The sequence below is a fragment of the Oribacterium sp. oral taxon 078 str. F0263 genome, from assembly GCF_000469565.1.
Classification (GTDB): domain Bacteria; phylum Bacillota; class Clostridia; order Lachnospirales; family Lachnospiraceae; genus Oribacterium.
Map to the genome: position 1 here is coordinate 1 of NZ_KI273076.1, position 18340 is coordinate 18340.

Below are 18340 nucleotides of genomic sequence, written 5' to 3' on the forward strand. Positions count from 1 at the left end.
CCCCGGCCCGGGGAGAGAAAGCTCTCTCCCCGGGCCGGGGCGGCGGACGTTTTCCGGTACAGCTCTCTATAGCGGGATCAGTGTTTTCCGGTGAAGCCCTCTATCCCGGGGTCCCGGGATCACTGGCTTTTCGGCGCCGCTTTCCTAGATCCATTGCTGGAGCAGAAGGAGGATCCAGAGATGAGCGGGGTAGAAGAGGTAGAAAAACCATTTGTCGAAGGCGCTGCTTCTCCCCTTTTCTCCATTATAGAGGAAGAAGAAGGGGATAACGAGCCAGGTCATCCAGTCGGAGTTCACGAAGAACATATCGAGCCCCTGGGAGAAAGCTTCGGTGGGTCCGCCGTATATGACGAAGAAGAGGAGGAAGCAGTAGGCGAGATAAAAGAGTGCCTGCTTTACCCTGCTCTCCCGGAAGAAATATGCGATGAGGACCAGGGGGAGGATCTGAAGTCCGCCCTCCAGATTGAGTGTCGATCCGAAGCCGAGCGGAATTCCCGCAAAGCTCAGACCCATTCCAAGGAGAAATAAGAGCCAGGCCGCGATCCGGAGGAAAAGAGCGCTTTCCTTTCGCTCCTCTGCGAGCGCGAAGAGCCAGATGATGCTGAAGGAGAGGGCGAGGGTCAGGAAGATATTGTCACTGATGCCTCTCTCATGGAAGAGAAAGAAGGAGAGCAGATTTCCCGCCTGCATGAGAAGCGCCGCGATCCAGAGCCTTTTGCAGTATTTTTCTCTCGATCTCGTGTGGAAGAATCCGTCCACCAAAAGCCAGGCAAAGAGCGGGGAGACAAAGCGGGTGATCAGGTGGATGATGCTGTTTAGATTAAAGCGAAGATAGGCATTGTCCAAGAGCATGAAAAAGAGCGCGAGATATTTTAACTGCGCCCGGTTCAGGCCTGCTTTTTTACTTTCCATGATTTCGTTTCCTCTTTCTTTCCTTCCTTGCTGCTTCCTGAGATTCATCCCCGCCGCTCCTGTTTTCCGCCGCCCGGGACGAAATCCTGCTTTCGCCCCATTCCTTCAAGCTGTCCCATGCCCAAAGAAGCAGTACATCGGAGCCTGAATATAAGGGCACACATTATCTTATTCTTATAAGGGGGCATGCATTGTCCATAAGGAGCTATGCATAAGGGGAGTTTACGGGACGGAGAATTTTGGCACGGGGATCATTATAATCAGGAAGAAGGGGAATGGGAACTTACGGTTTTCTGAAGGACGCCTGCCTTTCGGGAAACTGCGCTATACTTTCCGGAGAAGGGAGAGAAGAGATGAAACGAGACGCGCTTTATTATGAAAGGCCGCCCATAGGGGAATTCACGGCGGAGCTTTTGGAGCTTCGGGCATCGACGGAGCAGGAGAAGAGGCTTGTATCTCAAAGGCTCGGGAGAGAGCTCTCTTCCCTTTATACGGCGAGGCTCTTCCCGGAGGGCTTCTATCCGGAGGGGGGAGGGCAGAGTGCTGACCGGGGAAAGGTAGGCGAAGCGGAGCTTCTCTACGCCCTGGAGGAGAAGGGGGAGGTCCTTCATTATCTGGACCGGGAGCTTCCGCCGGGCACTTATCCCTGCCGCCTGGACCTTGATTTTCGGAGGAGAAATACGCAGTCCCACAGCGGAGAGCACATCGTCTCCGGCATCGTGCACAGGCGCTTTGGCTATCACAATGTGGGCTTTCACATGGGAAAAGACGGGCTTCTTACGATCGACTTCGACGGGAGGATCACGGAGGAGGAGCTCCGGGAGCTGGAGAAGCTTTCGAACCTCGCGGTCTGGGAGAATCACCCGGTGCGGATCCTCTACCCCGATCGGGAGGAGCTTTCCCGTCTCGACTACCGGAGCAAAAAGGAGCTCAGCGAGACGGTGCGGCTCGTGGAGATTGAGGGCGTGGATCTCTGCGCCTGCTGCGGGACCCAGGTGGAGAAAAGCGGGGAGATCGGGTTGATCCGTCTATACTCCGTCACATCGAGGAGGGAGGGCTGCCGCATTGAGATGAGAGCCGGGGAATCCGCTCTTTCGGATCTCATCCGAAAGGAGGAGGTCCTGAAGCGCTGCGCGGTCTCCCTCTCCGCAAAGCCTTTGGAGCTTGAGGATGCTCTTAAGAGAAAGCAAAAAGAGATTTTCCGAAAGGAGGGGAGGATCCGGGAGCAAAACGAGAGGTATTTCCGTATGCTCTCCGAGAGCCTTCGGAGAAAGCGGGGGGAGGGAGGCGGCTCCGGCTCTGTCCTCTGCCATTTTGAGAGGGGCTTTTCCGAGGCAGAGCTTCGGGAGCTTTGCAATGTCCTTTTGGAGAGCGCAGGGGAAGAATATGTCCTTCTCCTGGAAGAGAGGGAGGGGGCGACTTCTGAGAGGGAGGAGGCGCTTTCCGTCGGGGAGGAGGCTTCTTCCGAGCCGGAGAGAGAGTATTTCTACATCCTCGGGAGCCGGAAGGGGGACGCCCGCGCGATGCAGAAAATCCTGAGAGAGAGGCTTTCCCTCCGGGGAGGAGGGACGGCGGAGATGGTGCAGGGGAGCCTTCGATGCGATCCCTCCGAGCTCCTCTCGCTTTTTTCGTCTCTGGAGAATTTCTCTCTCCTTTAGAGAGACAGTGCTTTTTCGAGAAGCAGGGCCGAAGAGGGTCGAGTCCTCCGTTTCCTCATCGTCCATTATATGGAATTCCAGCAAGGATTAGTTCCCAGTCGAGGAGGGCCGAGGCCTCTGTCCCCTCATCGTCCTCAAAAAGGGGGCGCTGATGCATCCTGAGAGGAAGGAGAAGACGCCGCGGCTGAGCCGCTCATAAAGTCAGGAAAGGACTAAAGGACGCCGAATCCATAGAATACCCGCCGGGTTTCAGCCGGGCTGCTCTCCGGAGCGATCAGGGCTTCGGAAGGAGGCTGCAAAGCGAAAATCGGGGAAATATGCCGGGTGCTTTTGAAAATCAGTGTCCTTTGAGCTGCTTTGCCGCATTGAGGAGACGAAAGACCTGCTCCGCGGTATCGGCCAGATTCCGTTTGGCTGTCTTTGCTTCCATGCAGCGGCTGAGGGGCTCTGCCCGCCGGAGGATCGGAAAGAAGGCGTCGATCCCGTGAGCATTGCACTTGACGGCGTCCTCGGAGACCGAGCCGGAAAACGCGATGACGGGCTTTCCGTACTCCTTTGCGATCCCCGCGACGCCGATCGGCGCCTTCCCCATGATGGTCTGCGCATCCAGCCTCCCTTCTCCGGTGATCACGAGGTCTGCGTCTTTTATGAAGTCCGAGAGCCGGGTCTCCTTAAGGACGATGCGGACGCCGGATTCGAGGACCGCATTCGTATAGCTTAGAAATGCAAAGCCAAGCCCTCCCGCGGCGCCTGCGCCCGGTGCATCCGGATCCGCTGTTTCAAAAAAGGCTCTGCTCAGCTTCGCGTAGTGGGAGAGCCAGCGGTCCATCTCGGGGATCACAGCGGGATCTGCGCCCTTTTGCGGACCGAAGACCGCGCTGCACCCGTTTTCTCCGCAGAGAGGGTTTGTGACATCGCATGCGATGCGGAAGCGGCATTCTCTGAGCTCCGGGAGAGCCTTATCGATTCGGATCTCCGAGAGCCCCCTGAGGCCTTTTGCGCCGAAGGGGAGCGGCTTTCCCGAAGCGTCCAGAAACTCATAGCCCAGCGCCTGCAGCATTCCGATTCCGCCGTCGTTTGTCGCGGAGCCCCCGATCCCCACGATAAAGCGGCGGCAGCCTCTCTGCACGGCGTCCAGGATCATCTCCCCGACGCCGAAGCTTGTGGTATGGAGCGGATTTCTCTTCTCCTTTGGCACGAGCATGATGCCGGCCGCCTGCGAGATCTCGAGGATCGCCGTGTGAGATTCGGGAAGGATCCCGTATACAGCGAGGGTACTCTCTCCGAGCGGGCCTTTCACGGAGAGCTCCCGCAGTTTGCCTCCCATGCCGAGCGTCAGGGCCTCCACGGTGCCCTCTCCACCGTCTGCAAGAGGCCGAATTGCGACTTCGCACGAAGGATCTGCTCTAAGTATCCCCTCCCGGACGGCGGCCCCCGCCTCCAGGGAGGAGAGGGAGCCCTTCAGGGAGTCGATGGCAATGACAACTTTCATGGAAGCTCCTTTCTTTCCACTGTCTCATCCCATTTTATGATTGTCCATTTTATGATTGCCGGAGAGAAAAGACAAATGTAAAAATTCTGTCGGAGCGGACAGGCGAGGGGCTGAGCGCCGTTTCGGTAAGGAACTGGGCGCCCTTGCGGTATAGTGGGAGCCTTGCTATAATAGCCTCCAGGTGCCGGGACGGATTCCGCATGGCATTTTCTCTGCCATACTGTCCTAAGCTTACGGGACGCTGTCTTTTATAGAGGGAGGCGCGTCATAGAGTCTTTCATCCATTTTCGCGAAGGGAGCGTCTTGGATGGGAGACTTTTGACACTTGGGATCCGGAGAGCGGCAGGGAAGCGGAGCGGCTTTTGCGGCCTTAGCCGGAGGGCTTCGCGCGGCTTTCCCATCGGGATGCAAATTGCTGTTTGTGCCGGAGAATGCGGCGGCGCTTATATTCGGCGCCGGTATTCTTCCGGGATATTTCAGGATGCGGCCAAGGAGCGCAGGAGGGTACGGATGAAAAAGAGAACAGGCGGAGCGTTGCTTTTCTTTATGCTTCTTTTCTGCCTCTCGTTTTCCCTCACGGGAAGAGCGGAGAAAAGCTGGGTGCAGCAGGATGGGCACTGGTATTGCTATGAGGAAGAGAACGGGGTGAGGACGCCGGTGAGCGGCTGGGTCCTCAGCAATGGGAGATGGTATTACTGCGGGCAGGGAGAGATGCTAAGCGGCTGGATCATCTGGAAGGGAAACTGGTATTATCTGAATCAGGACGGAGGGATGGCGGAGAAGCAGTGGGTCGGAAACTTCTATGTCGATGAGAGCGGAGCAGCTCTTAAGGATACCACGGTGGACAATGAGCGCCTCTCCCACTACGGCTCAAAGATGAAGAACGGAAAGCCCATCGAGGAGATCAACGAGAAGACCGCCCGCTATATCGATATCTTGGCGGAGCATCCGGATGCAAAGATCGAATTCGGCGCCCCCGGACAGGTCGTTATGGAGACGAACCGGAGCTTCCCCTTTATTCTCTTTAAGGCGATGCGGCTCTATGACAGAGAGACAGGGACGCTTCTCTACGAGGGGGACGGCTGCTTCTATCGGAACGCGGTGCTTGAGAGAGTGACGGAAAAGGGAGTGGAGAAGAGGAATCCTCTCAGCTTTTTGGAGAATCCGTATCTGCAGGCGGAGCGAGTCTCCATGGATCCGGCCGGACTCATCAGCTATGTCAGGGGAGTGAAATCATGACCCTTCAGCAGCTCCGTCAGGTGCTCGCGGTCTCGGACTGCGGATCCATGAATGAGGCCGCGAAGCGCCTCTATATCACACAGCCCAGTCTGAGCGCGGCCATAAAGACGCTGGAGAAGGAGATCGGCATTGAGATCTTTATCCGCACAAACCGGGGCATCGTGACGACGCCGGAGGGGGAGGAGTTTCTGGGATATGCGAGACAGGTCTCCGAGCAGTACCAGCTCGTGGAGGATAAGTACCTGCACGGGGGCACGAGAAAGAAGAAATTTTCGGTTTCCATGCAGCACTATACCTTCGCGGTAGAGGCCTTCATACGGCTCGTAAAGCGCTATGAGGAGGGGAGCGAATACGAGTTCGCGGTCCATGAGACGAAGACGATCGAGGTCATTGAGAATGTGAAGAAGCAGATCAGTGAGCTCGGCATCCTCTATCGGAATGAATTTAATCAAAAGGTCATCGGGAAGATTCTCCGGGAGGCATCCCTCGAGTTCATTCCGCTTTTTGACTGCGATATCTATGTCTTTATGGCAAAGTCGAATCCCCTTGCGGAGAAGAAGAGGATACGGATGGAGGAGCTCGCGCCCTATCCCTGCTGCTCCTTTGATCAGGGGGAGAGGAACTCCTTTTACTTCTCGGAGGAGGTGCTCAGCACCTATGATTATAAGAAATACATCAAGGTCAATGACCGGGCGACAATCCTGAACCTCATGGTCGGTCTGAACGGCTACACGCTTTGCTCCGGCATCATCTGCCAGGAGCTGAACGGGCCCGGCTATACGGCGATCCGTCTGGACACTTCGGAGAAGATGCAGATCGGCTATATCAAAAAGAAAAGGATGCCGCTGAGTGAGCTCGGGCAGTGCTATGTGGAAGAGCTCAGCCGGTATTTGACGGCCCCCGCAGCGAAGCATTCCGGATAAGATGGTATCATTTCGGATAAGAGTATCATTCGGATAAGAGCGCATCATTCCGGATAAGAGCATATCATTTCGGATAAGAGCGCATCATTTCGGATAACGGCACATCATTCCGGATAACGGCACATCATTCCGGATAAGAGCGCATCATTCGGATAACGGCACATCATTTCGGATAATGGCGTATCATTCGGATAAAAGGAAGCGGCGCACGGGGACGGAGCGGCGGCCCTGTATCTGCGTTCCATTCCGCTCCCCGATCGGAATGGAACGGCATGGGGGATGGACAGCCTCTTTTTCCTGAAGGGGCGCTTCGTTTCCTAATCCCATCCGGGGAGGAGAGATTATGAGACAGGAATATCTTATTTTTGCGGCGCTGATTATACTTCTTCTCGCCGCCTTTTTCCTGTTCCGGCGCTTTCGAAAGCGGATCCGGAGCGGGCGCTATGCCCCGCCGAAGGGAAGGACGCTCCGCGTCAGCCTGGAATCCGGGGACTACGGGAGGATGGCGGAGATCCTGCTCCTGGGACTTGGGGGTGAGAGCAATGTCAGCTCCGCACAAGCGGGGGGGAGGCGTCTTAGGATAGGGATCCGGGACTATGACCGGGTCGATCAGGAAAAGCTTGAGAGCTCCGGCGTCATCGGAGTCCTCCGCCCCTCGAAAAACTCGGTGCAGATCATTGCAGGGGATGCCGCGGAGGAGCTCCTGGCCTCGCTTCTCTCCCTTCTCGAGAGGGAGAGAAAGAAGCGAAGGGAAGAGGGAGAGGAGAAGGGAGGCGGGAATGTCGAAAAGCTATGAGATGGACATGAGCAGGGGAGCGATTTTTCCAAAGCTCCTGGCCTTCAGCCTGCCCCTCATGCTTTCCGGGATACTGCAGCTTCTCTTCAACGCGGCGGATGTCATCGTGGTCGGAAGATTTGTGGGCTCCGATCAGATGGCGGCGGTGGGCTCCACGTCTTCCCTCATCAATCTCATAGTGAATTTCTTCGGGGGGCTTTCCGTCGGAGTCAGTGTGCTCGCGGCGCAGAACTATGCTGCGGGGCAGGGGAAGGAGCTTTCGAAGACGATCTCCACTGCCTTTATGACAGCGCTCCTCTCGGGGCTTTTATTGATCCTCATCGGGACGGCTCTCGCAAGGCCCTTGCTGGAGCTCATGGGCTCCCCCTCGAATGTCATCGAGTATTCGACGATCTATCTTAGGATCTATTTCCTCGGGATGCCGGCCCTTATGGTCTATGATTTTACAGCGGGGATCCTGCGGGCTGCGGGGGACACGAAGCGTCCCCTCTATTATCAGCTCGCCGCGGGCGCGGTCAATGTCGCTCTGAATCTCCTTTTTGTTCTGGTGCTCCGGATCGGGGTCGCGGGGGTCGCGATCTCGACCACCATCTCACAGATCATCTCGGCGTTCTGTCTCTTTCTCGTCCTGGTACGGGACAAGGGAAAGCTGCATCTCGATCTGAAGAGGCTCCGCATCTATCCGGACAAGCTCCGCTCCATCATCCGGGTGGGACTTCCGGCGGGACTGCAGGGCACGGTATTCAGCCTGTCCAATGTCGTGATCCAGAGCGCGATCAATTCCTTCGGCTCGGTCGCAATGGCGGGCGCGACCGCGAGTCAGAATATCGAGGGCTTTGTCTACATCGCCATGAACTCGATCTATCAGACAAATCTCTCCTTCACCAGTCAGAATATCGGCGCGGGAAAGTACAGCCGGATCAACCGGATTCTTCTGGACTGCCTTGGCGCAGTGACGCTGATCGGCCTGGTCCTTGGGGGATTGGTCAATCTTTTCGCTCCGCAGCTTCTGACCTTCTACACGACGGACCCCGAGGTGGCGCGCTTTGCCAGGGAGCGGCTTTTCCTCATCACGGCGCCCTATTTCCTCTGCGGCATAATGGACACGATTGTAGGATCTCTCCGGGGGATAGGCTACAGTCTGGAGCCGATGCTTGTGAGTCTGATCGGGGCATGCGGCAGCAGGATCCTTTTTATCATGACACTTTTTCAGCTTCCTTATTTTCACAGCCTGCACTGGCTCTATATCGGCTATCCCGTGAGCTGGGCTCTGACCTTTGCCTGCCATCTCGCAATCTTTATCCTTGTGAGAAGGAGGCTCCCGAAGACGGACACGCCGGAGGCGGCGCTGTCATAAGATAATATGCTCCCGCGATCGAAGGATCCTTTCGCGAAAGGCAGATATCGGCGCTGTTATATGGCCGGAGTGAGAGCCCGGCACAAAGCGGTGAGAAAGCGGCGGAAAGGGGGACAGCGGGGCCTTATGCCGGTGGCATAAAGCGGCGGGAGAGCGGCGGAAAGGGGCGGCGGGAGGAAGAGGGAACGGCGGGAAAACAGGGAATACTTACAGGAAAGAGAAAGGAATTCTATGGCACGAGATCTCACCTTACTGACGGATTTTTATGAGCTTACCATGATGCAGGGCTATTACCTTTGTCATAAGACGGAGGAAGAGGTTATCTTCGATATGTTCTATCGAAAGAACCCCATGGGGAACGGCTTTGCCATCTGCTGCGGCCTTGCCCAGCTCATAGAATACATCCGGAATCTGCATTTTAATGAGGATGATATCGATTATCTCCGCTCTCTTGGAGTCTTCGATGAAGGCTTCATCGACTACCTCCGGGGCTTTCACTTCACGGGCTCCATCTATGCGGTTCCGGAGGGGACCGTGGTCTTTCCCAGGGAACCGCTGGTCAAGGTTATCGCGCCGGTGATCCAGGCGCAGCTTGTGGAGACTGCGATCTTGAATATCATCAATCACCAGTCTCTGATCGCGACGAAGGCCTGCCGCGTCGTCTATGCGGCGAAGGGGGACAGTGTCATGGAGTTCGGCCTTCGGAGGGCCCAGGGGCCGGACGCCGGTCTCTACGGCGCGAGGGCCGCGATGATCGGGGGATGCAGCGGGAGCTCGAATGTCATGGCGGGAAGGGATTTCTCCGTCCCGGTTCTGGGGACCCACGCCCACTCCTGGGTCATGTCCTTTGATTCGGAGCTCGAGGCCTTTCTGGCCTATGCCCGCATCTATCCGGACAACTGCATCCTCCTCGTGGACACCTACGATACCTTAAAGAGCGGCATCCCGAATGCGATCCGGACCTTCGACAGGATGAGGGAGGAGGGGATTTCCCTCGGTCGCTACGGGATCCGCATGGATTCCGGAGATCTCGCCTATCTTTCCAAGAGGGCAAAGAGGATGCTGGATGAGGCGGGCTATACCAATGCCGTCATCTCCGCCTCGAATGATCTCAATGAAGATCTGATCAGCTCTTTGAAGATGCAGGGTGCGACCATCAATTCCTGGGGGGTCGGCACCAATCTCATCACCTCGGAGACACAGCCGAGCTTCGGAGGAGTCTATAAGCTCGCGGCGGTTCGCGGAGAGGATGGGAAATGGATTCCGAAGATCAAGCTCTCCGAGAACACGGAGAAGATCACGAACCCCGGGGACAAGCAGATCCACAGAATCTACGATAAGAAGAGCGGGAAGATCCTCTGCGATTATCTTACGCTCGCGGAGGAGCACCCGGATCCGGAGAGGGATCTCATGGTCTTTGATCCGCAGGATACCTGGAAGAAGACCTGCTTTCGAGGGGGGAGCTATCGGCTGAGGGAGCTTCTGATCCCGATTTTCCGGGAGGGAAAGCTCGTCTATGAGAGTCCCTCCGTCATGGAGATCCGGGAGATCTGCCGGAAAGAGCAGGAGACACTCTGGGATGAGAGCAGGAGGCTTCGGAATCCGCACGAGGTCTATGTCGATCTCTCCGACAAACTCTGGGAGTGCAGGAGGAGGCTTCTGACGGAGTACGGACAGGGCTGAATAGAGTACGGACAGGCTGATCGGAGGGCGGACCGGGGAGGCGGAGCAAGTTCGCGGAGAAGGAAGGCAGCCGCGGGGAATCCCCTGTGAAGGAAGAGAGCAAAGCGCAGGCTTTCGGAGAGAAGCCTCTTTGCGAAGGGATAGCGCAGAGCGCAGGGCTTTCCGCGAGAGGACTCGGTGGTCTCTTCTAGCGGATTCCGGAGGCGCCGCATCTTTTGCCCGGCTTGATTTATGGGGGATCCGTCGATATAATGGTCCGGACGTCAAAGGCGATCCCGGCGCCGGGGGGAGAGGACAGAGAGGAAGAGCGGCAATATGTTTAAAAAAGTTGATACCAACATGAACTTTGTGGAGAGGGAGAGAGAGGTCGAGGAGTTCTGGAGGGCCGAGGGGGTTTTCGAAAAGTCCATCGCGCAGCACGAGGGGGATCCCTCCTATGTCTTCTATGACGGACCGCCCACGGCGAACGGAAAGCCCCACATCGGACATGTGGAGACCCGTGCCTTTAAGGATATGATTCCGCGCTACCATGCGATGAAGGGAAGGATGGTTCCGAGAAAGGCCGGCTGGGATACCCACGGCCTCCCGGTGGAGCTGGAGGTCGAGAAGAAGATCGGCATCAACGGGAAGGAGCAGATCGAGAGCTACGGCGTGGCCCCCTTCATTGACCTTTGCAAGGAGAACGTCTGGAAGTACAAGGGCATGTGGGAGGACTTTTCCTATAAGGTCGGCTTCTGGGCGGATATGGACCACCCCTATGTGACCTACCACGATGACTTCATCGAATCCGAGTGGTGGGCCTTAAAGGAGATCTGGAAGAAGAAGCTCCTCTATAAGGGCTTTAAGGTTGTGCCCTACTGCCCCCGCTGCGGAACGCCTCTCTCCTCTCATGAGGTCGCCCAGGGCTATCGGGAGCTGACAGAGCGCTCCGCCATTGTCCGCTTCAAGGCAAAGGAGGGGGACTTTTACTTCCTCGCCTGGACGACGACTCCCTGGACGCTTCCCTCCAATGCCGCGCTCTGCGTCCATCCGGAGCTCGAGTACAGTAAGGTAAAGGCGGCGGACGGCTATTACTATGTGCTCGCGAACGAGCTGCTCGATCAGGTTCTCGGGCCTCTCGCAAGTGACGGAAATCCCGCCTACGAGATCGTGGAAAGCTTCCGAGGGGAGGAGCTCGTCGGCAAAGACTATGAGCCGCTCTATTCCTGCGCCGCCGATATCGCGGAGAAGCAGAGGAAGAGGGCGCACTTTATCGTCGCAGACCGCTATGTCAGTGCGGAGGACGGAACCGGCATCGTCCACATCGCCCCCGCCTTCGGTGAGGATGATGCGAGAATCGGGCGGGAGAATGATCTTCCGCTCCTCAAGTTTTTGGATGAGAAGGGGAGGATGACGGAGGAGACCCCGTTTTCCGGCATGCGGGCCAAGCCGACGGAAGAGGAGATCAAAAACGGGGCCGTCAGCGCGGACCCCGCTGTCCTGAAGGATCTCTCCGAGAGGAAGCTTCTCTTTTCCGCGCCGAAGTTTACGCACAGCTATCCACACTGCTGGAGATGCGGGACGCCGCTCGTCTATTACGCGAGGGAATCCTGGTTCATCCGCATGACGGCGGTGAAGGAAAAGCTGGTTCAAAACAACAATACTGTGCACTGGTACCCGGAGTCCATCGGGAAGGGGAGATTCGGGGACTGGATCGAGAATGTCCAGGACTGGGGAATCTCCCGGGACCGCTACTGGGGCACGCCCTTAAATATCTGGCAGTGCGAATCCTGCGGACACCAGGACGCGGTCGGATCGATCCGGGAGCTCATGGAGAAGAGCACGAATTATCAGGAGTGCCTCTCGGAGCTCAAGGCGAAGGGAGAGAAGGGCTATTCCTCGGACTATGTGGGCTATGAGCACATCGAGCTCCATAAGCCCTATGTGGATCAGATCGAGTGCAGCTGCCCGCACTGCGGCGGAAGAATGAAAAGGGTGCCGGAGGTCATAGACTGCTGGTTTGATTCCGGTGCGATGCCCTATGCGCAGCACCACTACCCCTTTGAGAACAAGGAGCTCTTTTCCTCTCAGTTTCCGGCGCAGTTCATCTGTGAGGCGGTGGATCAGACGAGGGGATGGTTCTACTCCCTTCTTGCGGAGTCCACGATCCTCTTCGACCGGGCGCCCTATGAAAATGTCCTGGTTCTCGGCCATGTTCAGGACGAGAACGGGCAGAAGATGTCGAAGTCGAAGGGAAATGCGGTGGACCCGATGGAGGCTCTCCGCTGCCACGGGGCGGACGCGATCCGCTGGTTCTTCTACACGAACTCCGCGCCCTGGCTTCCGAACCGTTTCCACGATAAGGCTGTCGTCGAGGGACAGAGGAAGTTCCTCTCCACCCTCTGGAACAGCTACGCCTTTTTCGTGCTCTATGCCAATATCGACCACTTCGACCCAAAGAGCTTTTCTCTGGACTATGAGGGTCTCGGGGTGATGGACCGCTGGCTTCTGAGCAGGCTGAATTCCACGATCCTCGCGGTGGATCAGAGGCTCTCCGGGTTCCGGATTCCGGAGGCCGCCTCCGCCCTTCAGAGCTTCGTCGAGGATATGTCGAACTGGTATGTCCGTAGATCAAGGGAGCGCTTCTGGGCGAAGGGGCTGGAGCAGGATAAGATCAATGCCTATGAGACCCTCTATACGGCGCTCGTGACGGTCTCCAAGCTCGCCGCGCCGATGGTCCCCTTCATTACAGAGTCGATCTACCGAAATCTCGTCTCTTCCATCGATGAGAGCGCGCCGTCCTCCGTCCACCTTTGCTCCTATCCGAGCGCGAGGGAGGACTGGATTGACGCCGCCCTGGAGGAGAACATGAACGAGGTCCTCTCGATCGTGGGACTCGGGAGAGCCGCGAGAGAGAAGGCCGGTGTGAAGAACCGCCAGCCGCTCAGCGCGATGTATGTGAAGGCGGGGCGGGAGCTCTCCGGCTATTTTTCGGATATCGTCCGGGAGGAGCTCAATGTGAAGAGCCTTTCCTTCCGGGGGGATCTCTCGGACTTTGCCTCCTACAGCTTTAAGCCGCAGCTTAAGACCGTGGGGCCGAAGTACGGGAAGGAGCTTGGCGGGATCAGAAGCTGCCTCGCCTCTTTGGACAGCCGGGATGCGATGGAGCAGCTGGAGGGAAAGGGGGCGCTCAGCCTCTCTCTTCCGAACGGAAAGGAACTGAGCTTAGAAAGAGAGGATCTCCTCATCGAGGTCTCGGAGCGGGACGGCTTCGTGACGGAGGAGGGGAGCGGATATACGGTCGTTCTCGATACGAATCTCACGCCGGAGCTTCTGGAGGAGGGCTTTGTACGGGAGCTCATCTCAAAGATCCAGACCATGCGGAAGGAGGCGGGCTTCGAGGTCATGGACCATATCGAGCTCTTTGCGGGGGGGAATGAGAAGCTCTCCGCTGTTCTTAAAAGGAGAGAGGCGGAGATCCGTCCCGTCGTACTCGCAGACCGCCTTGAGCTTCTGAGAGAAGACAGCGCCGATCGAGGAGAACTGCCTCTTTCCGACGGCAGATATGAGAGGGAATGGGATATCAACGGCGAGAGGCTTCGCCTCGCGGTAAAAAAGGTCCAGGGATAGAGAGGAGGAGAGATGACAAAGTTTGATAAGGCAGCATTTAAAAAGGAGATTCAGGGGAATGCCCGAAAGCTCTTTCGGAGAGAGCTCAAGGATCTGAGTGAGAAGGAAGCCTGCCATGCTGTAGCGGCTGCGGTGCAGAATCTCATCATTGATGACTGGATCTGCACGCAGAAGGCGGCGGAGAAGGAGGATCAGAAGAGGCTCTATTATCTTTCCATGGAATTTCTGATGGGGAGAGCGCTCGGAAACAATATCCTGAATCTCTCCGCCCACGACGGAATCCGGGATGCCATCTCGGAGCTTGGGCTGAAGCTGAACGCGCTGGAGGACAGTGAGCCGGACTGGGCGCTTGGAAACGGAGGACTGGGGCGCCTTGCGGCCTGCTTCCTGGATTCCCTGGCGAGTCTCGGATACTGGGCCTGCGGCTGCGGTATCCGCTATAAGTACGGCTTTTTCAAACAGCAGATCGTGGACGGCTTCCAGAGGGAGGCCCCGGATGACTGGCTTAGGGACGGAAATCCCTTCGAGATCCGCCGCTCGGAGCTCCAGAAGGAGGTCCGCTTCGGCGGCTGGGTGGAGACCGTTCAGGAGGACGGCAGGCTTCACTTTATCCAGAGGGGCTACCAGTCCGTTCTGGCCATCCCCTACGATACTCCGGTCGTCGGCTACAACAATCATATCGTAGACACGCTCCGGGTCTGGGATGCCCAGGCGAAGGATATCTTCCACCTGGAGGAGTTCGACAAGGGGAACTATCAAAAGGCGGTGGAGTCCGAGAACATGGCGAGGAACATCGCGGAGGTCCTCTACCCGAATGACAATCATTACGCGGGGAAGGAGCTTCGGCTCCGCCAGCAGTATTTCTTCATCAGTGCCTCCGTCCAGACCGCGGTGGCGGACTACGCAAAGAGGCACGAGGGCGATGTGCACCGTCTCTACGAGAAGGTCGCCTTCCAGATGAACGATACGCATCCCACGGTCGCGGTGGCGGAGCTCATGAGGATCCTGATGGACGATTACGGGCTGAACTGGGACGAGGCCTGGGAGATCACCGTGAAGAGCTGCGCCTATACGAACCATACGATCATGGCGGAGGCCCTGGAAAAGTGGCCGATCGAGCTCTTCTCAAAGCTTCTTCCGAGGATTTATCAGATCGTCGAGGAGATCAACCGCCGCTTCTGTGAGCTGGTGAAGCTGAAGTATCCGGAGGAAGCGGATGAAAAGACCGCGAAGATGGCGGTGGTCTACGACGGGCAGGTGAGGATGGCGCATCTCGCCATCGTCGGAAGCCATGCGGTGAACGGCGTCGCGGAGCTCCACACGGAAATCCTCGAGAAGCAGGAGCTCAAGGACTTCTACGAGATGTATCCGGAGCGTTTTTCGAATAAGACAAACGGGATCACGCAGAGGAGGTGGCTTCTGCACGCCAATCCCGAGCTTGCGGACTGGGTCACGGACAAGATCGGGGACGGCTGGCTCACGGATCTTCCGAAGCTGAAGAAGCTTTCCGTCTATGTGGATGATGAGAGGGCGCAGGCGGAGTTCATGGCGATCAAGCGCCGGAATAAGGAGCGCCTCGCGGCCTATGTCCTGGAGCATAACGGCATTGAGCTGAATGTCGACTCCGTCTTCGATGTCATGGTGAAGCGCCTCCATGAGTACAAGCGGCAGCTCATGAATATCCTCCACATCATGTATGTCTATAATCAGCTGAAGGATCATCCGGATATGGAGTTCTATCCGCACAGCTATATCTTCGGCGCGAAGGCAGCGGCGGGCTACCGCACCGCAAAGCTCACGATCAAGCTGATCAACAATGTCGCGGAGGTCATCAACAACGACCACTCCATCAACGGGAAGATCAAGATCGTCTTCATCGAGGACTACAGGGTCTCGAACGCGGAGATCATCATCCCGGCGGCGGATATCTCGGAGCAGATTTCCACCGCCTCGAAGGAGGCCTCCGGCACCTCCAATATGAAGCTCATGCTGAACGGGGCGCTGACGCTCGGGACGATGGACGGGGCAAATGTGGAGATCGTGAAGGAGGTCGGAGAGGAGAATGCCTTCATCTTCGGGATGAGCTCCGATGAGGTCATCGCGCTCGAGCACTCCGGAGACTACCGACCCATGGATATCTTTAACAATGATCAGGAGATCCGCAGGGTTCTGATGCAGCTTGTGAACGGCTTCTACAGCCCGGAGGACCCGGAGCTCTTCCGGCCGCTCTATGACTCGCTTCTGAATACCAACGAATCCGACCGCCCGGACCGCTACTTCATCTTAAAGGACTTCTACGCCTATGCAAAGGCGCAGGAGGAGGCTGTGAAGCATTATCAGGATGAGAAATGGTGGGCGAGGGCGGCGATGCTGAACACGGCGAACGCCGGAAAGTTCTCCTCCGACCGCACGATCGAAGAATATGTCAAAGACATCTGGCATCTTAACAGGATCCGCCTGAAGAAGTAAGTGGGCGGGGACTTTCGAAGAAGGAAGGAGAGGGGAGTTTGCCCATGGAGGCAGTGCTGAAGCTGGAGCTTTCGGAGCGGGAGAGCCGGGGAGTGCGGGAGCTGATCGCGCTTTGCAACGAGACGGACGGCACGAATTATGATCCCTCCGCGGAGACGGAGGGGGACTTCTATTATCTCATCCGAAATGAGGAAGCGTCGGAGACTGCCGTCTCCGGAGAGCTCCTTTCCTTCCTCTCTGCCTATCGCCTGGGCGGGGATGCGGAGGAGGGAGAGAGGCTCGCGGTCTCCGCCTTTACGCACCCCGGGATTCGGAGACAGGGACTGTTTCACCTTTGCTTAAACAGTCTTCGGGATGATTTCCGATCCTTCTCCTATCGCTTCCTCGTAAAATGCGCGGCGGGGAGGGAGGAGGCGGGGGAGATCCCGGAGCACACGAGGCACTGCCTCCTCTCGATCGGGGCGGAGCGGAAGAAGGATGAGCTCTTCCTGGAGAAGCTTCTTCCCCGGGGGATCTCGGATCCGGGAGACAGCCTTTCGGACCGCTTCGGAGAGCTCCACTTTACGCCCTACAGCAAGGACACGCTTTACCTCTACGGGCTCCTGGTATATGATTCCTATCTCAGGCAGGGGCACGGGAGAGCGCTCTTAAAGAAGGCGGAGCAGTATAAGGCCGGGCCCTACCGGAGGATCCTGCTCCAGGCGGATTCCCGGAATCTTCCGGCGCTCTCCCTCTACCGGAGCGAAAACTATATCGTGACGGACAGGATCTGCTGCTTCGACCTTAAGAAGGAGCATTCCCGCTGCTGACAGGGATTTGACTCAGAAGGCCGGAGCTATGCCCCCTTCCGATCGGCCGCTCCATAAGCAGGCCGTCTGCCGCCCCGGCGTTTAAGGACTCAGCTTCGCCCGGGAGGCATCAGCTGACCTCTCTTCGAGAGGCACTTCTCTTCGAGAAGTGGTCAGGTACGCTTCGAGTCTGCCTGATGGCAGACTTCTACGCTCAAGCGCCGTTGGCTGCGGCAGTCGGAGTGGGAACGTCCTGTGTTGGAGCGGCCGGTCGGAAGAACAGGACAGCGGCAGAGAACTTATATTAGCTCATACAAGGAGGAAGCTACTATGGAGAAGGTCTATAAGACGATGAGCTACACGGGCATGGTCTCCATCATCGTGGGGATTGTGCTTTTGATCTGGGGAGCGGCCTGCGGCGTGCTGTCTATCATAAACGGAGCGCTGCTTCTCAAGAGAAGGAGAGAGATCACCTTCTGAGGGGAGAAAGCGAGGGAGAGAGGGAGAAGAGAGGAGGGAAGATGCGGGAGAAGCGGATGACGAGAAATCGCTGGCTCGGACTTCTGCTCTTTGTCCTTTATCTGAGCCTTCTGTTCTACCTCATGTTTTTTTCGGAGATGCAGGAGAGGGGGGTGCTGGTAAAGCCGGATTATACCTATAACCTGGTGCCCTTTCGGGAGATCCGGCGCTATCTTCTCCACGGGAGGCAGATCGGCTTTTTCGGTGTGCTTTTGAATCTCTGGGGCAATATCCTCGGCTTTCTGCCGCTTGGATTCATCCTGCCGATTTTCTCCAGGAGGTGCCGGAGGCACTGGTACAATACTGTGATCTCCGCCTATCTGCTCTCTTTCTCGATCGAGGCCGCGCAGCTTTTGCTCCGGGCGGGGAGCTGTGATGTGGACGATCTGATTCTGAACAGCTTCGGGGCCTTTCTCGGTTATCTGCTCTTTCAGCTGGTACAGAGACTGCGGGAGCTTCGGAGACTGTGGACATCCCGGGAGGACCAGGCCTAGATGGGGATAGAAGGACAGGGAAGGCCCTTTCCTTTCTCGGGAGAGGCGAAAGATAAGGAGGTTTTTACGGAGGGACGGCGCTACAATTATATCCGAAAGAAGCTTGCGGCCGGCACATGGCTTGCACTCGCCTCTATGGCGGTTTCCTTTCTGCTCACAGTCATTTCCGTGCTTTTCGCCGCGGGGAGGAGGGGAGAGGGGCCGCTCTTTCTCGGAGCACTGGGGCTTTCGGCGATTCTTTTCGCCCTGGAATGCCTGGGACTTTTTCTCCCGGCGCTTTCCCGGAGAAGGGGAAACCTTCTCCCCATCCGGATCGCCGCTCTTATCTCTGTGCTTCTCCTCCTTTTCTGGCTCGCCGCTGTCCTCCTCGGACTTCGGCTGATCGGCTAGGCAGCGGAATT

Annotated in this window: 14 protein-coding genes; 12 read left to right on the plus strand and 2 right to left on the minus strand. The window is 57.1% G+C overall.

The features are described 5' to 3' along the window. Window positions 1-144: 144 nt before the first annotated feature. A complete protein-coding gene (locus HMPREF1986_RS00025; protein ID WP_036598513.1) occupies window positions 145-912 on the minus strand; it encodes a TraX family protein in 768 nt (255 codons plus the stop codon). Window positions 913-1187: 275 nt separating this feature from the next. On the opposite strand from HMPREF1986_RS00025, the gene HMPREF1986_RS00030 reads away from it, so the two are divergent. Beyond that, window positions 1188-2570, plus strand: coding sequence for an alanyl-tRNA editing protein (locus tag HMPREF1986_RS00030; protein ID WP_021772649.1), 1383 nt, complete (start codon window positions 1188-1190; stop codon window positions 2568-2570). A gap of 337 nt (window positions 2571-2907) precedes the next feature. On the opposite strand, the gene HMPREF1986_RS00035 is transcribed toward HMPREF1986_RS00030, so the two are convergent. Continuing rightward, the gene (locus tag HMPREF1986_RS00035; protein ID WP_021772650.1) at window positions 2908-4062 is read right to left on the minus strand and encodes a glycerate kinase family protein; all 1155 of its coding nucleotides are present in this window, start codon (window positions 4060-4062) and stop codon (window positions 2908-2910) included. Window positions 4063-4572: 510 nt separating this feature from the next. On the opposite strand from HMPREF1986_RS00035, the gene HMPREF1986_RS00040 reads away from it, so the two are divergent. From HMPREF1986_RS00040 to HMPREF1986_RS00090, 11 genes are all read left to right on the plus strand, one after another. Beyond that, window positions 4573-5301 carry a hypothetical protein gene (locus tag HMPREF1986_RS00040; protein WP_051273824.1) on the plus strand — a complete coding sequence of 243 codons (729 nt, stop codon included), beginning with the start codon at window positions 4573-4575 and terminating at the stop codon, window positions 5299-5301. Next, entirely contained in the window at window positions 5298-6224 is a 927-nt protein-coding gene (locus HMPREF1986_RS00045; RefSeq protein ID WP_009215588.1) for a LysR family transcriptional regulator, read from the plus strand. Before HMPREF1986_RS00040 ends, HMPREF1986_RS00045 begins: the two co-directional genes overlap by 4 nt. Window positions 6225-6567: 343 nt before the next feature. After that, the gene (locus HMPREF1986_RS00050; protein ID WP_021772653.1) at window positions 6568-7020 is read left to right on the plus strand and encodes a hypothetical protein; all 453 of its coding nucleotides are present in this window, start codon (window positions 6568-6570) and stop codon (window positions 7018-7020) included. Continuing rightward, a complete protein-coding gene (locus HMPREF1986_RS00055) occupies window positions 7004-8377 on the plus strand; it encodes an MATE family efflux transporter (protein ID WP_021772654.1) in 1374 nt (457 codons plus the stop codon). The genes HMPREF1986_RS00050 and HMPREF1986_RS00055 overlap by 17 nt, the downstream gene beginning before the upstream one ends. Before the next feature lie 231 nt (window positions 8378-8608). Continuing rightward, the gene (locus HMPREF1986_RS00060) at window positions 8609-10060 is read left to right on the plus strand and encodes a nicotinate phosphoribosyltransferase (protein ID WP_021772655.1); all 1452 of its coding nucleotides are present in this window, start codon (window positions 8609-8611) and stop codon (window positions 10058-10060) included. A 315-nt stretch (window positions 10061-10375) separates the two neighbouring features. After that, window positions 10376-13669, plus strand: coding sequence for an isoleucine--tRNA ligase (ileS, locus tag HMPREF1986_RS00065; RefSeq protein ID WP_021772656.1), 3294 nt, complete (start codon window positions 10376-10378; stop codon window positions 13667-13669). Between the two features lie 12 nt (window positions 13670-13681). Then, window positions 13682-16138 (plus strand): glycogen/starch/alpha-glucan phosphorylase, encoded by a 2457-nt coding sequence (locus HMPREF1986_RS00070; protein ID WP_021772657.1) that lies wholly within the window; start codon window positions 13682-13684, stop codon window positions 16136-16138. Between the two features lie 44 nt (window positions 16139-16182). After that, window positions 16183-16947, plus strand: coding sequence for a GNAT family N-acetyltransferase (locus tag HMPREF1986_RS00075; RefSeq protein WP_021772658.1), 765 nt, complete (start codon window positions 16183-16185; stop codon window positions 16945-16947). A 309-nt stretch (window positions 16948-17256) separates the two neighbouring features. Continuing rightward, the gene (locus tag HMPREF1986_RS13230; protein WP_021772659.1) at window positions 17257-17406 is read left to right on the plus strand and encodes a hypothetical protein; all 150 of its coding nucleotides are present in this window, start codon (window positions 17257-17259) and stop codon (window positions 17404-17406) included. 41 nt (window positions 17407-17447) lie between these two features. Next, window positions 17448-17939, plus strand: a complete 492-nt coding sequence (locus HMPREF1986_RS00085) for a VanZ family protein (RefSeq protein WP_021772660.1) — start codon at window positions 17448-17450, stop codon at window positions 17937-17939. Next, entirely contained in the window at window positions 17940-18329 is a 390-nt protein-coding gene (locus HMPREF1986_RS00090) for a hypothetical protein (RefSeq protein ID WP_021772661.1), read from the plus strand. The last annotated feature ends 11 nt before the right edge of the window (window positions 18330-18340 follow it).

Excerpts from the sequence above, each read along its gene's own strand:
- HMPREF1986_RS00025 (WP_036598513.1), bottom strand. The coding sequence starts at position 912 with ATGGAAAGTAAAAAAGCAGGCCTGAACCGGGCGCAGTTAAAATATCTC.
- HMPREF1986_RS00030 (WP_021772649.1), top strand. The coding sequence starts at position 1,188 with ATGGGAACTTACGGTTTTCTGAAGGACGCCTGCCTTTCGGGAAACTGC.
- HMPREF1986_RS00035 (WP_021772650.1), bottom strand. The coding sequence starts at position 4,062 with ATGAAAGTTGTCATTGCCATCGACTCCCTGAAGGGCTCCCTCTCCTCC.
- HMPREF1986_RS00040 (WP_051273824.1), top strand. The coding sequence starts at position 4,573 with ATGAAAAAGAGAACAGGCGGAGCGTTGCTTTTCTTTATGCTTCTTTTC.
- HMPREF1986_RS00045 (WP_009215588.1), top strand. The coding sequence starts at position 5,298 with ATGACCCTTCAGCAGCTCCGTCAGGTGCTCGCGGTCTCGGACTGCGGA.
- HMPREF1986_RS00050 (WP_021772653.1), top strand. The coding sequence starts at position 6,568 with ATGAGACAGGAATATCTTATTTTTGCGGCGCTGATTATACTTCTTCTC.
- HMPREF1986_RS00055 (WP_021772654.1), top strand. The coding sequence starts at position 7,004 with ATGTCGAAAAGCTATGAGATGGACATGAGCAGGGGAGCGATTTTTCCA.
- HMPREF1986_RS00060 (WP_021772655.1), top strand. The coding sequence starts at position 8,609 with ATGGCACGAGATCTCACCTTACTGACGGATTTTTATGAGCTTACCATG.
- ileS (WP_021772656.1), top strand. The coding sequence starts at position 10,376 with ATGTTTAAAAAAGTTGATACCAACATGAACTTTGTGGAGAGGGAGAGA.
- HMPREF1986_RS00070 (WP_021772657.1), top strand. The coding sequence starts at position 13,682 with ATGACAAAGTTTGATAAGGCAGCATTTAAAAAGGAGATTCAGGGGAAT.
- HMPREF1986_RS00075 (WP_021772658.1), top strand. The coding sequence starts at position 16,183 with ATGGAGGCAGTGCTGAAGCTGGAGCTTTCGGAGCGGGAGAGCCGGGGA.
- HMPREF1986_RS13230 (WP_021772659.1), top strand. The coding sequence starts at position 17,257 with ATGGAGAAGGTCTATAAGACGATGAGCTACACGGGCATGGTCTCCATC.
- HMPREF1986_RS00085 (WP_021772660.1), top strand. The coding sequence starts at position 17,448 with ATGCGGGAGAAGCGGATGACGAGAAATCGCTGGCTCGGACTTCTGCTC.
- HMPREF1986_RS00090 (WP_021772661.1), top strand. The coding sequence starts at position 17,940 with ATGGGGATAGAAGGACAGGGAAGGCCCTTTCCTTTCTCGGGAGAGGCG.